At 58.8% G+C, this 17160-nt stretch carries 9 protein-coding genes; 1 reads left to right on the top strand and 8 read right to left on the bottom strand.

From position 1 onward, the window contains the following. Window positions 1-77: 77 nt before the first annotated feature. The 5 genes from EC9_RS23600 to EC9_RS23580 are packed head-to-tail and all read right to left on the bottom strand — an operon-like array spanning window position 78 to window position 8877. Window positions 78-2252 carry an HlyD family efflux transporter periplasmic adaptor subunit gene (locus tag EC9_RS23600; protein ID WP_145348487.1) on the bottom strand — a complete coding sequence of 725 codons (2175 nt, stop codon included), beginning with the start codon at window positions 2250-2252 and terminating at the stop codon, window positions 78-80. A 4-nt stretch (window positions 2253-2256) separates the two neighbouring features. Further along, entirely contained in the window at window positions 2257-3696 is a 1440-nt protein-coding gene (locus tag EC9_RS23595) for an efflux RND transporter periplasmic adaptor subunit (protein ID WP_145348486.1), read from the bottom strand. 23 nt (window positions 3697-3719) lie between these two features. Next, a complete protein-coding gene (locus EC9_RS23590) occupies window positions 3720-4628 on the bottom strand; it encodes an efflux RND transporter periplasmic adaptor subunit (RefSeq protein ID WP_145348485.1) in 909 nt (302 codons plus the stop codon). Further along, window positions 4625-6553, bottom strand: a complete 1929-nt coding sequence (locus EC9_RS23585; RefSeq protein WP_145348484.1) for a preprotein translocase subunit SecA — start codon at window positions 6551-6553, stop codon at window positions 4625-4627. Before EC9_RS23585 ends, EC9_RS23590 begins: the two co-directional genes overlap by 4 nt. Next, entirely contained in the window at window positions 6550-8877 is a 2328-nt protein-coding gene (locus EC9_RS23580; protein ID WP_218934383.1) for a TolC family protein, read from the bottom strand. The genes EC9_RS23585 and EC9_RS23580 overlap by 4 nt, the downstream gene beginning before the upstream one ends. Before the next feature lie 365 nt (window positions 8878-9242). Between EC9_RS23580 and EC9_RS23575 the strand changes: the two genes are divergently transcribed. After that, window positions 9243-11768: a PAS domain-containing hybrid sensor histidine kinase/response regulator gene (locus EC9_RS23575; RefSeq protein ID WP_218934382.1), complete on the top strand. Its 2526-nt coding sequence runs from the start codon at window positions 9243-9245 to the stop codon at window positions 11766-11768. 13 nt (window positions 11769-11781) lie between these two features. On the opposite strand, the gene EC9_RS23570 is transcribed toward EC9_RS23575, so the two are convergent. The 3 genes from EC9_RS23570 to EC9_RS23560 all read right to left on the bottom strand — a co-directional run bounded on the left by EC9_RS23570 (window position 11782) and on the right by EC9_RS23560 (window position 17009). Continuing rightward, entirely contained in the window at window positions 11782-13245 is a 1464-nt protein-coding gene (locus EC9_RS23570) for a Gfo/Idh/MocA family protein (protein ID WP_145348481.1), read from the bottom strand. 68 nt (window positions 13246-13313) lie between these two features. Then, a complete protein-coding gene (locus EC9_RS23565; RefSeq protein ID WP_145348480.1) occupies window positions 13314-14639 on the bottom strand; it encodes a DUF1552 domain-containing protein in 1326 nt (441 codons plus the stop codon). Between the two features lie 63 nt (window positions 14640-14702). Further along, window positions 14703-17009: a DUF1592 domain-containing protein gene (locus EC9_RS23560; protein ID WP_145348479.1), complete on the bottom strand. Its 2307-nt coding sequence runs from the start codon at window positions 17007-17009 to the stop codon at window positions 14703-14705. Between the last annotated feature and the right edge of the window lie 151 nt (window positions 17010-17160).

The raw sequence follows: 17160 nt of genomic DNA, 5'->3' as shown, positions 1-17160 counted from the left end.
ATCTGAACGACGCGTGACGATGTACAGGTGTTCTCTTCGTTGGGGATTCTCGACTCGCGACGCCCCCCAACGATCGATTAAGCCTTCTCCGACGCTGCGGTGCGGTGCGTGTCCAACAGATGCTGGAACCAAACCTGGATGCGTTGATAGAGTGTCAGCGACCGGCGGCCGATTCGAACCCGCACCGTTTGTCCGACGGGCAAGTCGTCGATCTGTGCCGGGTCGATCTCGATAATTGCTGCAAAACGGGGGGAGAGTAAACGATACCCATTTTTTGTCGATCCCGAATCCTGATCGGCGCGAACCGGCAGAGGTCCGTTGTGGACTCCGGCTAATGCAGGATGCTGAAGCTTGGTGGTTGCCAATGGATGTATGTGAGCCAGTCGGCCGGTGGCCAGATTGCTCGCCGCCGATTTGATCTCCACCGGTTTGCCGATTTGCATTGCCACTTGGCGGATGTCCTGTTGGGCGATCGAGGCCATCACGCGACGGTCGCTCGGTTCGGCGATCGTCAGCAATTCAGTCCCCTCGGAGACGTATTGTTGCAGCCGATCGGCCAGCTGTCGCGCCACGATCGTCCCATCGCGATGGGCTCGCACGGTCAGCCCATCGATCTGTGTTTGCAGTTGACGCATCCGGTCGTCCAACGCACGGCGTGTCTCTTGTTCGATCTGTGAAGCCGCAACGTCTTGCTCTTCCGTGGCCCTCCGCTTGCGAATCTCCGACTGTCCGATTTCCGTCTGCAGTTCTACCAGTTGTTGCTGCAGTTCTTCGTTGCGTATCCGGATCAGGACGTCTCCCGCTTGGACCGTTTTCCCATCGTCCACTTCGATGGCGACGACGAATCCATCCGCTGCGCTGCGGACGACAACATCCTCCCCTTGATCGACGATCGCCGGAGCGACGATCGCCGTCGATATCGGCATGTAGAATATTCCGGTCCCAGCCAACACGGCCAACGATCCGCCAACAACCGCCGCGCGAACGCACGCCGCAGGGTCTTGCAAGGCTCGGCGGTTCAGCGATTGAAATAATCTGGCGGTCGGGCGAATCACCCAAGCCAGCAACGCAAAGCCAACCAAGACGACTCCCGCTCCGCGAAACATAAACGCCGCTGCGATCGCCAGCATGATACAGATTAGAATTCGCCAAACGATCGATGCGATCCCGTATCCAATCACCACTCCCCGTCGCCAACCATAGTGTCGATCGCGTCCGGATCGGCGGCCGAAAAACAGCTGACTGGTTAAGTCGCGGACCGCCATTCCCCCTTCGGCCGCTAGATTCGGTAATTCCAACAGATCGGTCAGAAGATAGTACCCGTCAAATCGCATCAACGGATTGGCGTTGAAGAAGACCGTCGAAAGGCTGGCCGCAAAGATCACATTGAACAGATGGTAGCTGGCCGCGGGCGAATCGATCCATCCCCACGCGATCGCCGCGATGGCCGCGATCGTCAGTTCCACGTACATGCCCGCCGCGGCGATCGCCATCCGTTGCCAGCGGGAACGCAACCGCCAGCTGGTTGTCACGTCGACGTATGCCAGCGGCGCCAGCAGCACCAATACGATCCCGACTTGCGTCGTCTCGCATCCGAAGCGGCGGGCTGCGGCGGCATGTCCCAGTTCGTGGATGAACTTCAGCACGACCCAGGTGATCAGGGTGGCGATCCAAGTGCTGGGACTGAAAATCGCTGTCGACGATGCGATAAACCGATCCCACTGCATCGCGACACTCGATAGTCCGATCAGCATGATCGAGCTGGCAAGCAGCACTCCCAGCGGTGAAAATGCCGGCTTCAGGAATGCCGCTGCCGATTGGATCAAACGGTCGGCATGAGGCAATGGCAGCTTGATCCAAAACGGATTGAAGCGGTCTAACAGACCAGTCTTCGAGTCTCGTTCCGCATTGTCTGGAGCGGTCGCAGAGGCGGGCTGCATGCCGTCGAGTACGATCATTCGCTGTTGCAGCAGCCAGTGCGTTATCGAATCGGCTTGCCGCTGTGTTAACGCTTCGCGGCCCAGTGTTTGAGCAGCGCGGCCGCAGGCCTGAGCGACCGTGGTCTTGCCGTCCAGCAACGAGATAAAGACGTATTCTTCATACCCCACCGAAAAGAACTTGTGCCGCGATGGGACCTCGATGCGGTATTGGATAGCGCCTCGCGCGCGATCGGGCCAGAATACCAATTCGGGCAGTACCCGTGGTTTCCATTGGCTGACGTCGTCCGTCAATCGATCGATCACCATCGACATCGCACTACCACCCCAACCACATCATCAACGCGGACCATGGTTTGTGGAACAGCACCCACATCAACGGTCGGCGATCGGATTGGATCGACGCGCGGCCATGCATTCCAGGACGATAGATAGCGTGCGGATCTTCGATGCGGATCTTGGCGACAAACACATTTTCGTTGTCGATCACTTCGGCTTTGGGATGCACTTGTTCCACAACGCCTTCGATCCGTTGAGTCGGAAAGGCATGCAACCGTAAACGGACTGGCATCTGAGGACGCACGTAGGCAAAATCCGCTTCGGGGATCCTCAGTTCGACAATCATCTCGCCGACCGGGGCGATCTCGAACAACGTCTGCCCTGTTTCCAACGGGGCCCCTTCGACCTCTTTGATGTCGCCCGCGATCACAACACCCTTGAAGGGGCTGCGGATATCGAGATGTTCGATCCGGCTTTCGATCATCTGCAACCGGTGGGCGACCTGTTGCGAATCGAGCTGCGCGATCTGGGAGGCTGCATAGTCTTGTTTGGCCAGCGAGACCTGTCGCTCTTTGTTGGATCGATTCAGTTCTGCCTGCAGCCCGGCCCGTTCCCAGTTCAGTTCGCGGGCGCTGATCCGCGCCAACAGGGCTCCCTCGTCGATTAGGTCGCCCGGGTCGACAAACGACTTTTCCAGCGATCCGTCAAACGGCGCGGCGATCAAGCGACGCGACACCGGCTGCAATGCACAATCGCAGCGAACGGAGTAGTGGATAGGAAACAGCATCACAAACAACAGCACCATCAAACCAGCGATCGCAACCGATCCGCGGCTGTTCGTAAACGCATCGCGAACCGTATCGAGGGCGCGATCGAGTCTGCCCGGCTGATGACGCCAGATCGTTGCCAGACGAGCGCCCAGGGGACGCGACAACGAATCGATCAGATGGGGCGTCCGCAAGGATTCAATCTGTTCGGCCGGATCGATAAACAACCACGCGCCGCGGATCTGACCTGTGGCATCGGACAACGGCGATCCGGCCAATCGGGTGCAACCGACCGCCAACGCAAACTGGCGCAGAGCGAGTGCTGCCGAGGGTTGGCCAAGATTCGCCGGAACGTCCAGTTCGACCGTCTGTCCGCGAACGATGATCTCGTCCAACGCGAACTGCAGCTTGCGATGGATAGGACTGGCGGGGTCGTGGGCCGTCGCGTCGGTGTCCGCGATCACTTCGCAGGTCGGTGTGCCGTCGCGGCACCAACCGACGACAACGCGCCGCGCCCGACAGAATTCGCCGATCACGTCGCCGGCAACCGTCGCCGCTGACGAGAGATCGTCGATCGCTTCCATTTGGATCATCAACTCCAACGCCGCCGCCAACGCTTGCGATTCACCCGCGTTCGAAAGCGCGGCGTCGCCGGCCGTCGACAGGCTGCCGCGGTTGGGGTGATTCGATGGTGCGTCGACGATGGAAGTCATGCCGGTTTGTGGCTCTGCTGGCGTTAACGGTCTTTCATTTTGCGAGTCGCTTCGGCCATGATCGCTCCGCGACTGGGGACGCTGGTAATTTGATTGGGCGTGTTGGCATCGATCTCCCAGCGGCAACTGCTGCCGCTGAAGATGCGTCCGTTTTGGTTGGCGACCCGAATCTTGACGCGGACCGTTCCGCTTTTGGCATCGGCGATCGGGGCGATCGTTTCGACCACACCCTGGGCTGGCAGGTCGTTCAGTCCGACGGTGATGCGAACGGTTTTGCCCGGCACAATCGTACTGACGGCCGAGATTGGCAGCGAGAAGATTGCGTGCACGATATCCAGTTGAACGATCGTCATCACGATCGGATCGGTCGGCGCGACAAACTCTCCCGCATCTTTGTTGATGTTTGCGACCACGCCGTCGATGGGAGATTGCAGCACACGTTTTTCGATCTGCGCCAAAATCCGTTCGTATTCAAAACGGCGGATCTCAAGGTCTTCGTTGACCGCTTGCAAACGCGCATCGGACGATTCGAAATCGGCGAGGGCTCGATCGGTCTCGCGCTGCGTCGCGTTGCCGCGATTCCGCAGTTCTTCCAGGCAGGCCAGTTGGCGACGTTTCACATCGCGTTCCGCCTGTGCAACGCGAAGGTTCCCTTTGGCATCTTTGGCGACGCGAGCCGCGGCCAGCGAGGCCTGCAAGACGCGATCGTCGACCTGTGCCAACGTCTGTCCTTTTCGGACCTTGTCCCCTTCGCGAACGTCGATGCGAGCCAGCGTGCCGACTTCGGTCGCAGGGATTTGGATCGTTTGATAGGGCTCGATGATACCTTCGATCGCGGAGTTCGATTCCTGGGCATGGGCGCCGCTGACGATGGTCCCCGTCAGAACCAACGAGACCAGCCCGATCTGGACGAACGTATTGGAGATGCTCATTTTTCGATACCTTGTGCACTTCGGGTACGCGGTTTGACGATCAAGTTCTGCGTGGCCAGATCCTTTTGCAAAAGATCGCGGCGGAGGCTCGCTTGTCGCCGTTGGTGCTGGACCTGTAGCTTGGCGATCATGTTGGCCAGACGCTGCGAGTCGCGATCGCTGTGATCGCTCGGATTGGCGATCTGGCGTTCTAGCCAACGCGCGATCCAAGGGGCTTGGCGAATCAGCGGATCATCCAGGGCATAATAAAAACGGACGCTTCCGGGATCGCCTTGGCGGGCGGAACGGCCGATCAGTTGGCGATCGACGCGATCGATTGCATGGTGCTGGGTGATGATCACGTGCAGCCCGCCGGCCGCGGCGGCATCCGCATCCAAGTGGATGTCGGTTCCGCGTCCCGCCAGGTTGGTTGCGATCGTGATCGCTCCGCAACGGCCTGCGGCGGCGATGATCTCCGCTTCGTCGGCGTCTTGTTTTCCGTTCAGCAGTTCGAATCGAAGGCCTTCGGTTTCGAACCGTTCGGCCAGTTGTTGGCTTTCGGCAATCGAATGGGTTCCGATCAGAACCGGTTGCCCGCGCCGTTGACAATTTCGCGCTTCATCGACGATGCGGTTTCGCTTTTCCTGGATGTCGGTACAGCGAACCGATGCGAGTGTCCGCCGGCGACTTGGCACGCGCAAGGGGACCTCAACGACCGACAGGTGATAGAACTCGTTCAGCTCCGCGGCGCATCCGGCAGCCGTTCCCGTCATTCCACACAACACATCGTACATGCGGTAGAAACGTTGACGCGTGATCCGCGCCAGCGCTGTCTGTTCGGTCGTGATCCGCAAGCCCTCCTTGGCTTCGATCGCTTGATGCTGGCCATCGTTCCAGGTTCGATCGTCGAAGACCCTGCCGGTGGAAGCGTCGATGATGCGGACCTTGTCCGCGGTCACGATGTAATGCACATCGCGATGGAATTGGTGAGTGGCGCGGAGCGCCAGATGGACGTATTCGTGCCACGCGCGTCGCAGTTGTGGGTCGCCGGTGGGGGCTGAATCGTCGTAGATCGCTTCGATTCCGGCGGGCAGCAGTTCCAGACCGCTGCCATCGGGGGCGATCTGGAAATGTTCTTCTGCCGAGAGCGTTGCAGCGATTTGCTTCGCCGCTTGATGGATTGCTGCGTCGGGGGCTTCGCGATCCCCGGCGGCGCTGAGGATCAACGGACTGGTCGCATCGTCGACCAGCACGTGATCGATTTCGTCGAGAATCGCGCAGTGCCGGCCGCGCTGCAGCAACTGCGTCTCGCTCGCTGCGCCGCGAAGACGTTGTCGCAATTGGTCTCCCAAGCGACCTCCGGCCGTCGACCGCAACGCCATTTGATCGCGTAGATAATCAAAGCCAAACGCGTATCCAGGGGCATAGGTGATATCGCATTCATAGGCGGCAGCGCGCTGGCCATGGTCGGCGTCGTCGCTCAGACAACCGGCGGTCAGCCCCAGATGTTCGATCACGGGGCGCAGCGTCTCGAAATCGCGTGTCGCTAGGTAGGTGTTGGGCGTGGCGACATGAACGCCGCGGCCAGACAAGGCGTGGAGCACGGCGGGCATCAAGCCCGACAGCGTCTTGCCTTCGCCGGTCTGCATCTCGGCGACCGCGCCATGCGCCAGGATGATGCCAGCGGTCAGCTGAACATCGTACAGAGATTTGCCCAGCACTTGGGCGACCGCTTCGCAAACGAGGGCTCCTCCCAAGGCAAGCACTTTGGGGCTAGCAACCTCCGCTCCACGCTGCACAAACTCGCGCAGCTGCAACGTATGAGCTCGCAGCGTTTCACGATCGGATCGTTGGATTGCCGATTGGGCATCGCGAATCGCGGCGACGTGGTTCGGCAGGTCGCGGAGCGATGGGGTCGACCGACAGCGGTTGTGCAACAGCCTCATCGCAACATGGCTCCCGGCTGTCGATGGCGATCGTAGATAGCTCGCGCGGTCGCTGGCAAACGCACCGGTTGTTCATCCGACGTTGCTGCTGGATCCTCAAATACCGCAGCATCCGGAGCCCCAGGGGATGGGATTTCAGCGATCGGTTCCTGATCCATCGACAACAGCGTCCCCATGGCTCGACGCAGCGAAATCCAGGAGAGGGCATAGGTTACTTGAGCCGTGGCGTAGGCGGCTTCTTCGTTCCCCAACCTCTGCTGGGCGTCGAGCAGATTTTCCAGCAGCAACACGGCGGAGTCTTGCTGAGTCGGCAGCGTGCGCCAGCGTTCGTCGAGGAATTGCACTTCTGCCGCGGCCGCAAAAACTGCATTCTGTTTGCTGACCATTTCGCGATAGGCGGTTTGGGTTTCGCGGACCGCAATATCGACTTCCAACAAGGTCTGTTCGATCGTCGATTCGAAGTCGAGGATCTCGCGGGTCAGTTCCAAGCGGCTGCGTTTCAGGCGTCCCTTGGCCGCGCGGTTTCCGATCGGGAACTCATACAACATGCCGACTCCATAGGTTGGCCGGCCATCGGTCCATTGACGGTTCCACGATCCCAAGGTGTCGGCATTGTCTTCCAGTCCGGCGACGTAGGTTCGCAACAACAGATCCAACCGCGGCAGGATCTCGTTGCGCGCCACATCCGCTTGCACCGAAAGTGCTTTGACGCGTCGCATCGCTTCGGCAATCTCCGGTCGCGAGGCGAGGGCGATCTGCGCCGACGCGCTGGCCGAGATGTCGATGCGGAAGTCTAACGGTTGGTCTTGGGGTGTCCATTCCAGTTGCATCGCGGCGACCAGTTCGGGATCGTTGATCAAACGTCGCAGCCGGGATTGCGAATTGCGGATCTCTGTCTGGGCGCGAATCACTTCCGCTTCGCGGCCGGTGACCGCAACCTGGGCTCGCAAAATTTGACGCTGCAACACGTCGACCCCTTCGCGGGCCCGCAACGTGTCGTAGATTTGGCGAGCGCTTTCGAGCAGCTTGCGGCGTTGCAGCAGATGGCTGCGCCCCAGATAAAGTTCCCAATAGGCGTTGGTGACATCGATCAGATGGTCTTGGATCTGAGCCTGCGTGCGATCGTTGGTGGCCCGGTAATCGAGCTGTGCCAGCACGATCCGGCTCTCGTTGACAAACCGACCGGCGCCACTGAGCAGCGGTTGGGTGTAGTTGACTTCCAGCCGTGTTGTCCCCTGTGGATTGGGGATCAAAAATTGCGAGTTATTGCGTTGGTGACCGCCGTTCTGCGCCAGTTCCAGTTTGCCGCCGATTCGGTTTGTTTGACGCAGTCCCGCCGCGGCCGACCATGTTTTGTCTTCAAACCGACCGTCTGCCGAACCGGTCGTCAAGATGCTTCCGATCGGGTCGCTTTTATCATCGAATTGCGATTCGACAAATGACTGCCAATCGAACTGGGCCTGTTCGACAGCGACCGTTGCCCGCCGTATCCGTGGTTCGGTAAGTAGCGATTGGATTTGTGTGGAGTTGGCCAAAGCGGATTGCACCAACCGATCGATCGAGATCGGCAGCGTTGCCGGACCGATGCCCACCGATTGCCGAACTTCCGCGTTCCACCACATCGGCGGCAGCTGGTCGGGGAGCGCGTGATGGCCAGCGATCTTGAGCGTCGGCGTTGCAACGGCCGGCCGCGGTTGCCGAGGCAGTTCCAGTGACATGCCGGTCGAAGGATAGGAACTCGGTGTTGGTTCTTCGCTGGCGCTATCGACGTCGGGCTCCACCAGGCGGATTGGCTCGCTGCCGGTTGGTGAGTTCTTTTGCGAACCAATCGATTGCGGAGGATTCGATTGAGGACGCAAGCTGGGTGGATCGGATGGTCCGTTCGGCGCAGGCGCTCCAATCGGCTCCGGCTCGGTGATCGTTGCGGATTGCTCTTCGTTTGGTTCCGCCACCGGTTTCGTGTGCGGCAACCGTCGTGGCGTCGGCGCAGGGCTTGCCGGAGGCAAGCGAAGGGGCAATGGGGTGCGAGTGGCTGGTGCGACCGAGGGCACCGGGTTCACCGCAGGGCCGGGGACCCGCGGCAGGTTCGCCGGTTCGGGAGTCTCACCGATCACCCGTGGTTCTTCCGAATCTGTCGGGCTAAGACTTGGTGTCGGTAGGCGTTGGGGAACATCGGCGGCCGGTTCGATCCCTGTGGCCACCATTCGAGGCAACCGTTGGGGCGGTTCCGCGGCGACATTCATCCATGGCGTAACAATCCCCATTGCGATAACGCAATGCCGGCTGATCGTTTGGATCGAGCGACTGAATGGGATCTTCTGCACGGAAACGCCTGTGAGTGAGGCCGGATGTCGGTTCACGTTCGTCTCAGTCAACATCGGATCAATCTGACCATCCCGAACAACCGGATTGCCTAGAGATGTTAGAGCTGGCCAGATCCAAGTCCGATTCTCCGAACAATCCAGCAGGTTGCGATAATCGGGAAAGTCACCGCAACCGTTGAAGTCGTTCGGATCTTGGGGAAGGCATCCGTTCGGAACTCCCCATTTGGTTGCGCTGTTCGTTGCGGTGACGTAACGTTTCCCAAGCTCCTGGATCCCTGGAGTGTCGGTTTGGGGCGTTCGGTCGGATTCAATTCCCACGATAGATGCTTATGTTCAGCACACTAAAAACCATCCTTAATAGGCTGTTGCGACCATTTCGTTGGTTGGCAGAGCGATTGCCGACACGCGTGCGGATCGTTGCTGCGCTGGTCGCGATGGTGATGGTCAGCTTTATCGGTACGTTGACGCTGCAGGTTTTTCCGAACCCGTATGTCACCACGATGGAAGGCCGAGCGAGCTTTACCGAAGCGCTTGCAATGAGTGCCACGACACTGATCTCTTCCGGGAATCGCGAGGGGTTGAAGGCCTTGTTGGAAGGTATCGTTCGCCGCCAGCCCGATATCATTTCGATCGGACTGAGAAAGCCGAATGGAACGCTGCACGCAGCTGCCGGTGAGCATGCTAGCAAGTGGGATTCGAGGCTGTTGGAACGTCGTAATGGTCAGGTGTTGTCGACCGACCGTCAGATGGTGTTGCCGGTTTATCAACGCTCGGACAAGTGGGCGGAACTGGAGATCGCATTCGAACCCTACAAACCGTTTCTTGGAATCGAGCCCTGGAAACTTGTCCTGATCCTCGTCGCACCTGCCTGCTTTATTCAGTTCTATCTGTTTTTAGGAATGATCCTGAAACAATTGGATGCTTCGGGAGCGGTCCCGACGCACGTCCGCGATGTGTTGGACAACCTTGGCGTGGGGCTGGTGCTGTTGGATCTGGAGTATCGCGTGTTGTTGGCTAACCCGGTGATCCAAGCCGATCTGAAAATGAGCCAGCGGCAGTTGTTGGGACAGAGCGCGTCGGATTTGAACTGGATCGCCGAAGATGACAACGCGCTCCCCTGGACCGAAACACTCCGTCGCGGTGCGGCGTTGTCGAACCGTTTGTTGGGGATCGAGGTCGAAGGCAAACGCTGCATCTTTAGCGTCAACAGCACGCCGATTCAGACTAGCGAAGGGACTTGCCAAGGGGTGATGGTCACGTTCAAGGACATCACGACGCTGGAAGATCACAAACGCGAACTGGCGATCGCCAAAGACGCCGCGGAATTGGCGAACGAAACCAAGAGTCAATTCCTGGCGAACATGAGCCACGAGATTCGCACGCCGATGAACGCCATCGTCGGCTTCACCGACGTCCTGCGTCGCGGTTTGGAACACGATCCCGATCGGCAGCTGGAATACCTCGACACGATCTATTCCAGCGGCAATCATTTGGTCGAATTGATCAACGACGTGTTGGATCTGTCGAAGATCGAATCGGCTGGCGTCCAGTTGGAGATTCGTGATTGTTCGCCATTCCAAATCGTCAACGAAGTGGTGACGGTGTTGACGGGCAAGGCGAACGATCAAGGCATTCAATTGTCCTCCAGCGCCGCTGGCGAGATCCCCGAAACAATTCAAACCGATCCGACGCGTCTGCGACAGATCTTGATCAATCTGGTCGGTAATGCGGTGAAGTTTACCGAGTCGGGTGGTGTCCGCGTTAGCTTTGTTGTGCTGGGCGGCGATGCGGGGCCGCAGATGCGTTTCGATGTCATCGATACCGGAATCGGGATGGACGATCAGCAATTGCAGCGAATCTTCAGCCCATTTGTACAGGCCGATAGCTCGGTCACGCGGCGGTTCGGAGGCACCGGTTTGGGACTTTCGATCAGCAAGAAATTTGCCGAAGCGATGGGAGGCGGGATCACCGTGGTCAGCAGTCCCGGCGAAGGGAGTGTGTTCAGCGTATTGATCGATGTTGGATCGTTGGATGGCGTTCGGATGGTGTCGGGCGAAGAGGCCGCCGCGGTCTTGCGCAGCCGTCAACGCGCAGCCGCCGATCAGGGCATCGCCAGTGTCCGACCAGGCAAGATCTTGATCGTCGACGATACGCCCGCCAACGTCCAATTGTTGGAAGTCGTTTGTCGCAAAGCGGGGATGACTGTCGAAACCGCCGAAAACGGTCAAGTCGCGATCGATATGGCAGCCGAAACGCAGTACGACGTGATCTTGATGGACATGCAGATGCCGGTCATGGACGGCTACAGTGCAACGACCGAACTGCGGAAGCGTGGCGTCGAGACTCCCATCGTGGCGCTCACCGGAAACGCGCTGGAAGAGGATCGCCGTCGTTGCTTCGATGTCGGTTGTACCGCGTTCCTCGCGAAACCAGTGAACATCGACGAATTGATCAAACTGTTGCAAGAATTGCACGGCGTTGGCGATGCCAAGCAGAGCACTAGCAAGTCGACGTCGCAACCGATTGCGGTCGCGGCATCGCCAGCCAAGGAGCGTGTCAGCGGTCGAATCCGATCGAGTCTGCCGATGGATCTTCCTGAATTTCAGCAGGTCGTCGCGCAATTTGTCGACGGGTTGGATCACTGTGTCGGCGAACTGCAGCAAGCGATCCAGACGGGCGATTACGACGCGGTCGCACGCCACGCCCACGCGCTGAAGGGAACCGGCGGAACCGTGGGATTCCCTCAGTTCACCGAACCGTCGCGGCAATTAGAAGAAGCCGCCAAGCAAGGAGACGAAGCCTTGCTGTTGGCTAGCATCGAAGAGATTCGTCAGATCGCCAAGGCGGTCGAGGGGCCGGATTTGCCTAAACCGGCCACCTCGACAACGTAAACCTTGGTCGCGATTAAGCGGGGTCTTTGCCGTCGACCCAAGGGCCGCCCAGCTTCATGTATTCCGGCTCTTCCAACACGCTGCCGGTATCGCCAGCACGCCAGCCCGGAATGTGTTTGACTGGTGCGCGTGCAGCCGACAGTTTTTCCCAGCTGGCTGCCCAGCCCGGATCGGTCGTGCTGATCTTGCCCGAATCGCCATCGAAGAAGAAGACCGAACCCTCGCGGTAGCTGCGAGCACCCAGAGTGACGACAGCGATCGCCGCGGCTCCCAGTTCGGGTGTGTTGTTGCACTGCATCGGTTCTTCCGCCGCACACGCTTCGATCCAGTTCTTGAAGTGAGCGTAAGTCGTGTCGGCGACAGGCTTCGTTGCGATCCGTTCGGTCTTTTGATCGCGGATTCGCGTCACCTGCGATCGCTCGGGAACGAAGTCGAAGCCGTCGAATTGTTCGCCGTTGCCGAACACAAACGATCCGTTGTGTCCACGGATCAGTTGTTGGATTCGAGTTTCCTGGTTGCACATCGTGGCGTTGACCAGACCGTGGACACCTTCGGGGAAATCGGCGGCGACGGTCGCCACGTCGGGAACATCGCGTCCATCGTATTCCATGTACAATCCACCCGCACCGACAACACGGGCGGGGAATCGCAGGCCGGTCGCCTTCAACATCGCGGTGGTGCGATGGACGAATAGATCGGTGTACATGCCCGATCCAAACGGCCAGAAACGACGCCATTGCTTGTAGACAGCGCGGTCGAAGGGGATCTCTTCGGCCAAGCCTTCGTCGGATCCGAGCCAACGCTTCCAATCGACATTGGTTGGCGTCATTTCAGGTTCAAGCTTGTAGTATCGCCATTGGCCTTGAGCTGAGTTGCGGAAGTATTCGGTCTGGTACATCAAGACCTTGCCAAGCTTGCCGTCTTGCAGCAAGTTGCGAACTTCGTCCCATACCGGCAAGCTGGTCGATTGAACGCCGACCTGCATCACCTTGCCCGACTTACGCCACGCGTCGACGACCTTCAGCGATTCTTCCACCGTCTTGGTCATCGGTTTTTCGCAGTAGACGTGCAAGCCTGCTTCCAGAGCGTCGATCGTCTGCTTGGCGTGCCAGTGGTCGGGAGTACCGATCGCCACGGCGTCGAGATTCTCCTTCTCGATCATCTCGCGATAGTCGACGTATTTGGCCGGCTTGAATCCGGTTTCCGTTTCGATGTAGTCGGCGACGCGATCGCGCTGCACCGAATAGACTTCGGCCAAAGCGACAAGTTCGATGTTCGCACCATCTTTGTGCAGCTGAGCCAGCTTCTTCACATGGGCTCCGAAACCGCGGCCGCCGGGACCGATGAAACCGATCCGCAGACGTTCGTTGCTGCCAGCTGCACGGGCTGGGGCGGGAGCTTGGATGACCGACGCAGCCGCAGCAACCGCTGCGGAGGTCTTGATGAACGAGCGGCGATGAGTGCCTTGATTCTGCACGATATGAAAATCCTATGTTGGGGTATTGGATTCGTTCTTCTTATGAACGCTGTTGTGTGAATGCACGTTTATGATAAGTCGGTCAACACGCCATCGCCACACAAATTGGGATCTCCAAAAGTAGTGATTTCGTGTCCCATTCCATTGGCGATCGCTGCCAACAAACGATTGTGGTTCTGTTTGTTGTATTTCAGCGAGCGGCCCATTTTGAAGCCCAGCCCGCCGCCGAGCATCACAAATGGGATGTTGTTCAGCGTGTGAGAGTTCCCCTTGCCCAGTTCGTTTGTCCAGACGATCGTTGTGTTGTCTAACAGCGATCCCTGACCACCCGGTTCGGGCGTTTCGTCGAGCCGCTTGGCTAGATAAACCAGTTGCTCGCAGAACCATGTGTTGATCTTCACCAACTTTTCTTTGGCGGCTTTGTTGTCGTCCGGTTCGTGCGACAGCGAGTGGTGGTTCTCGTCGATCCCCAGCCAGTTCATCCGGGCACCGCCAACGCTTTTGGTGTACTGCAGCACCGCGACGCGATTCATGTCGTTGGCCAGACCGTTGACCATCAATTCGATCTGCATCTTGCCCAGCAGCGGCGCGTTGTCGTTTTCGTTTTTGACTCCCGATTCCAGTTCGGGAACGCTGACGGCGTAGGTCTGCTTGCCGCCGGCTTTTAGTTCCTTCTCCATCTCGCGGACAAACGATTCGTGTTCGTCCAACAGACGGCGGTCCTCGCGGCTGATCAGCCCGCGGACGCGGCGAAGGTCTTCTTGCACGCTGTCCAAGACGCTGCGAATCGTCGCCTGGTCCTCGACGCGTCCGTACATCTTTTCGAACATCCGGTAGGGATCTTCGATCGGTGCGACAGGTTTGTTGGGGCCGGCGTAGCTGAGCCGAGTCCAAGGATCGGCGCGGTCGCCGACGTTGACGCCAAACAGCAGTTCGCCGAATCGGGTCTGCGTTTCGGGATTGCTCTGCAGAAAGTTTTTGATCTCTTGATCGATCGAAATACCGCTAGCCCAGCCGGCCGGCGTGTGCGAACCGCCTTGGATGTTTCCCGGAAACAGATGCGTTCCCGTCAACAGGCAACTCATCCCACGCATGTGGCTGTCGCCGTCACCCTTGACTTTGTTGCAGATGCCGTGCAGCGTCAGCAGTCGATCTTTGTAGGGTTCCAGCGGAGCGAGGATGCGTTTCAGCTCAAAGTCGGAACCCTCTTGATCGGGCCAGAATTCATCGGGGATCGTCCCGTTGGGGCTGAACATGATCACCAGTCGCTGCTTGCGGCGGTTCACTTTTTCAGCCGACGCGATGCTGGGCAGATTGCTCAAAAACGGAATCGCGGCAGCCGAGACACCCAGCTTGCGCAACAGTTCTCGACGTCCTAGGTTTCGATGATTCATCACACGATCCTTTCGAAAGGGTTTGCGTTTTTGTAGCGTTCGATCCAGCCGATCGGTCTGTCGTTAACGATGCACCGCGGCGATCGTTACGATATCGACCATCAACTCGCGGACGTTGAAGTTGTTCTCGACAAAGCTGGCGTGCAATCGATCCAACGTGTCCGCACCATAGGCGGCCGGGGGTTGTTTGATCAGGTGTTCAAACAATTGGCGAATGAAGCCCTTCTGAGCCGCTTCGCTTTCGGCCGCATGCAGCGCCAGGTCGCGTGCGCCTTCGAGACGGATGACTTTTCCGGAGACCGATTTGTAATCCGACGCCGCTTCGATCTTGCGATCCTTTTCGGTCGTTCGATATTGCCCCACGGCATCGTAGTTTTCCAAGCTGAATCCGAGCGGGTTGATCACGTGGTGGCAACCTTGGCACTGCGACGACTTGGTCAGTTCGGAAACCTTCTCGCGCATCGTCAGGTGTGGATCAAACGCCGCCGCTTCGAATACCGTTGCGATCGGCGGTGGATTGAGCACGCGTCCCAGCAGGTTCCGCGTGACAAACACCCCGCGATGGATCGGCGAGGTGTCGTTGTGATACGCCAAGGCCGAAAGGACCAACGGATGCGTGACCACGCCGGCCCGTGGTTCTCCCTTCAGCGAGACCGAGACAAATCGTTCGCCGTCGTCGGAATCTTTGTCCTTCGGATGCGGGATCTTATAAAAATCGGCGATCCGTTGATTGACGTACATCGTGTCGGACAACAGCAGTCGGCGGTAATCGGGAGCGTCGCCCCAGAAGACATCTTCCAAAAATAGATCCAACGAAAGCCGCAGGTCGGCTACCAATTCGGGCGAGAACTGAGGGTATTGTTCGCTGTCCTTCGACATCTCCTCGGCTCGTTCCAACGAAAGCCAGCGTCGGAAGAAGCCTCTCAGTTTCGCCCGCGTCCGCGCGTCGCCGACCGCCGCGACGACCTCTTTCCGCACGGCGTCGGGTTTCATCAGTTGGCCATCTTTGGCGACCTTCAGCAACCTTTGGTCGGGGATCGAATCCCACAGGCCAAACGAAATTTGGGATGCCACGTCGTAGCTGTCGACTTCGCCAAACGGAGTTGTCGGGTACAAGAACCTTGGCGATTTGAGCGTCAGGATCACGCATCGCTTCACCGCTTCGCCGATCTCATCGGTTGCGGCAAATTGCGATTCGACAAAGAACTTCCGCTGCTCGTCGTCCAACGGTCGGCGGAACGCTCGCTCGACGAACTGTCCGCAGTATTGGATGATCTTTTCGCGGCGGTCGGCAGCGTCTGGCTTGGTTTTTGCCAGTCGGTCGATCTGGGCGACGATCGCCGCTGCCGCGTCGACTGCCGCTGCGGTCGTCGCTTCGTCCCACGATTTGGAGACTGCGGTGCCGCGCGGAAAACCAAAGCTGGCGTCGTCAGGAGGCAGCGGCGTGGTCGAGACAAACAACGGGCGCGTGTATTGATCGCGCAAGCTGCGCGACGGGATCACTTGCCGCGGGCGATGCGGCGGTTTCCACATCAGTTCGACCGACGCCGATTTGTCGCGATGCTTGAAGAAATTTAGCTTCAGCCGATAGCTGCGGCCTCCCAACAGATGAATCGATTCGGTCAACTCGCGTCGTTCTCCGCCGCTGCTGACCCAGCCATCGATCAACGGCTTGCGATCGTCGTTGACATACAACTTGACGCCGTTGCCAGTGGCGACGGTGAATTCGTAGTCGCCCGTCTCGTCGGCGATCACCAATCCGCTCCAGTTGATCGAAAACTCTTCCTTACCAATCTTCTCGTCGGGGCTCCCCTGACCGAAATCGAATTTGATCTTCGGATCGACTCGCTCGATCACCAACTTGTCGGCTTTAGTGTTCCGCGCGTTGTAGTACTGAGCCTTCAAACCCGGCTTGCCTTTGGGCAGCTGGATCCGATCGTTGTGGCTGACCAAGTCGCTCAGCACGTTGTCGTATTGTTCCACGGTCAGTCGCGAGAGCGTGATCCGCGGCGGTTGGTTCTTCGCTCGCGCTTCGGCGGTATAAAATTGGCCGATCATATATTCGGCGACCGCCAACGCGTCTTGATCGACACACTCCTCGGGCTTCTCGTCGGGCATCGTCTCATGGATCACGCGGGCTAGATCCTCGGCTGCCAGATCGCCGTACAACGGTTCTTCGTAGCGCTCGTTAACACCCTGCCCTTGGTCGCCGTGGCACGAAGCGCACTGCGCGACGTACAACTGTTTGCCGCGTTTCACCAGCGCGGCGGGATCCTCTGCCGCGGATGTCGCTGCTGAGAACAACAGACAGATCGCTAACGCGATCCCGCGCTGCGGTGACCGCAATGGAACAGAGGGGGATTTGAGCATCGGCGACGTGGTGGGAATCTTTTAGAATTTGGGAGGAGTCTGTCCGGCAGGCATGGCTCGCTTGGGGTGGGGGCCGCTGCGTTAGCTGGATGTTCGCGGTAGGGGATTTTCCCCAAGGAGTCCATCAATTGTACGAACCACGCCAATCCCG

It is taken from the genome of Rosistilla ulvae, from assembly GCF_007741475.1.
GTDB lineage: Bacteria > Planctomycetota > Planctomycetia > Pirellulales > Pirellulaceae > Rosistilla > Rosistilla ulvae.
This window is presented reverse-complemented; position numbering and strand designations above follow the sequence as displayed.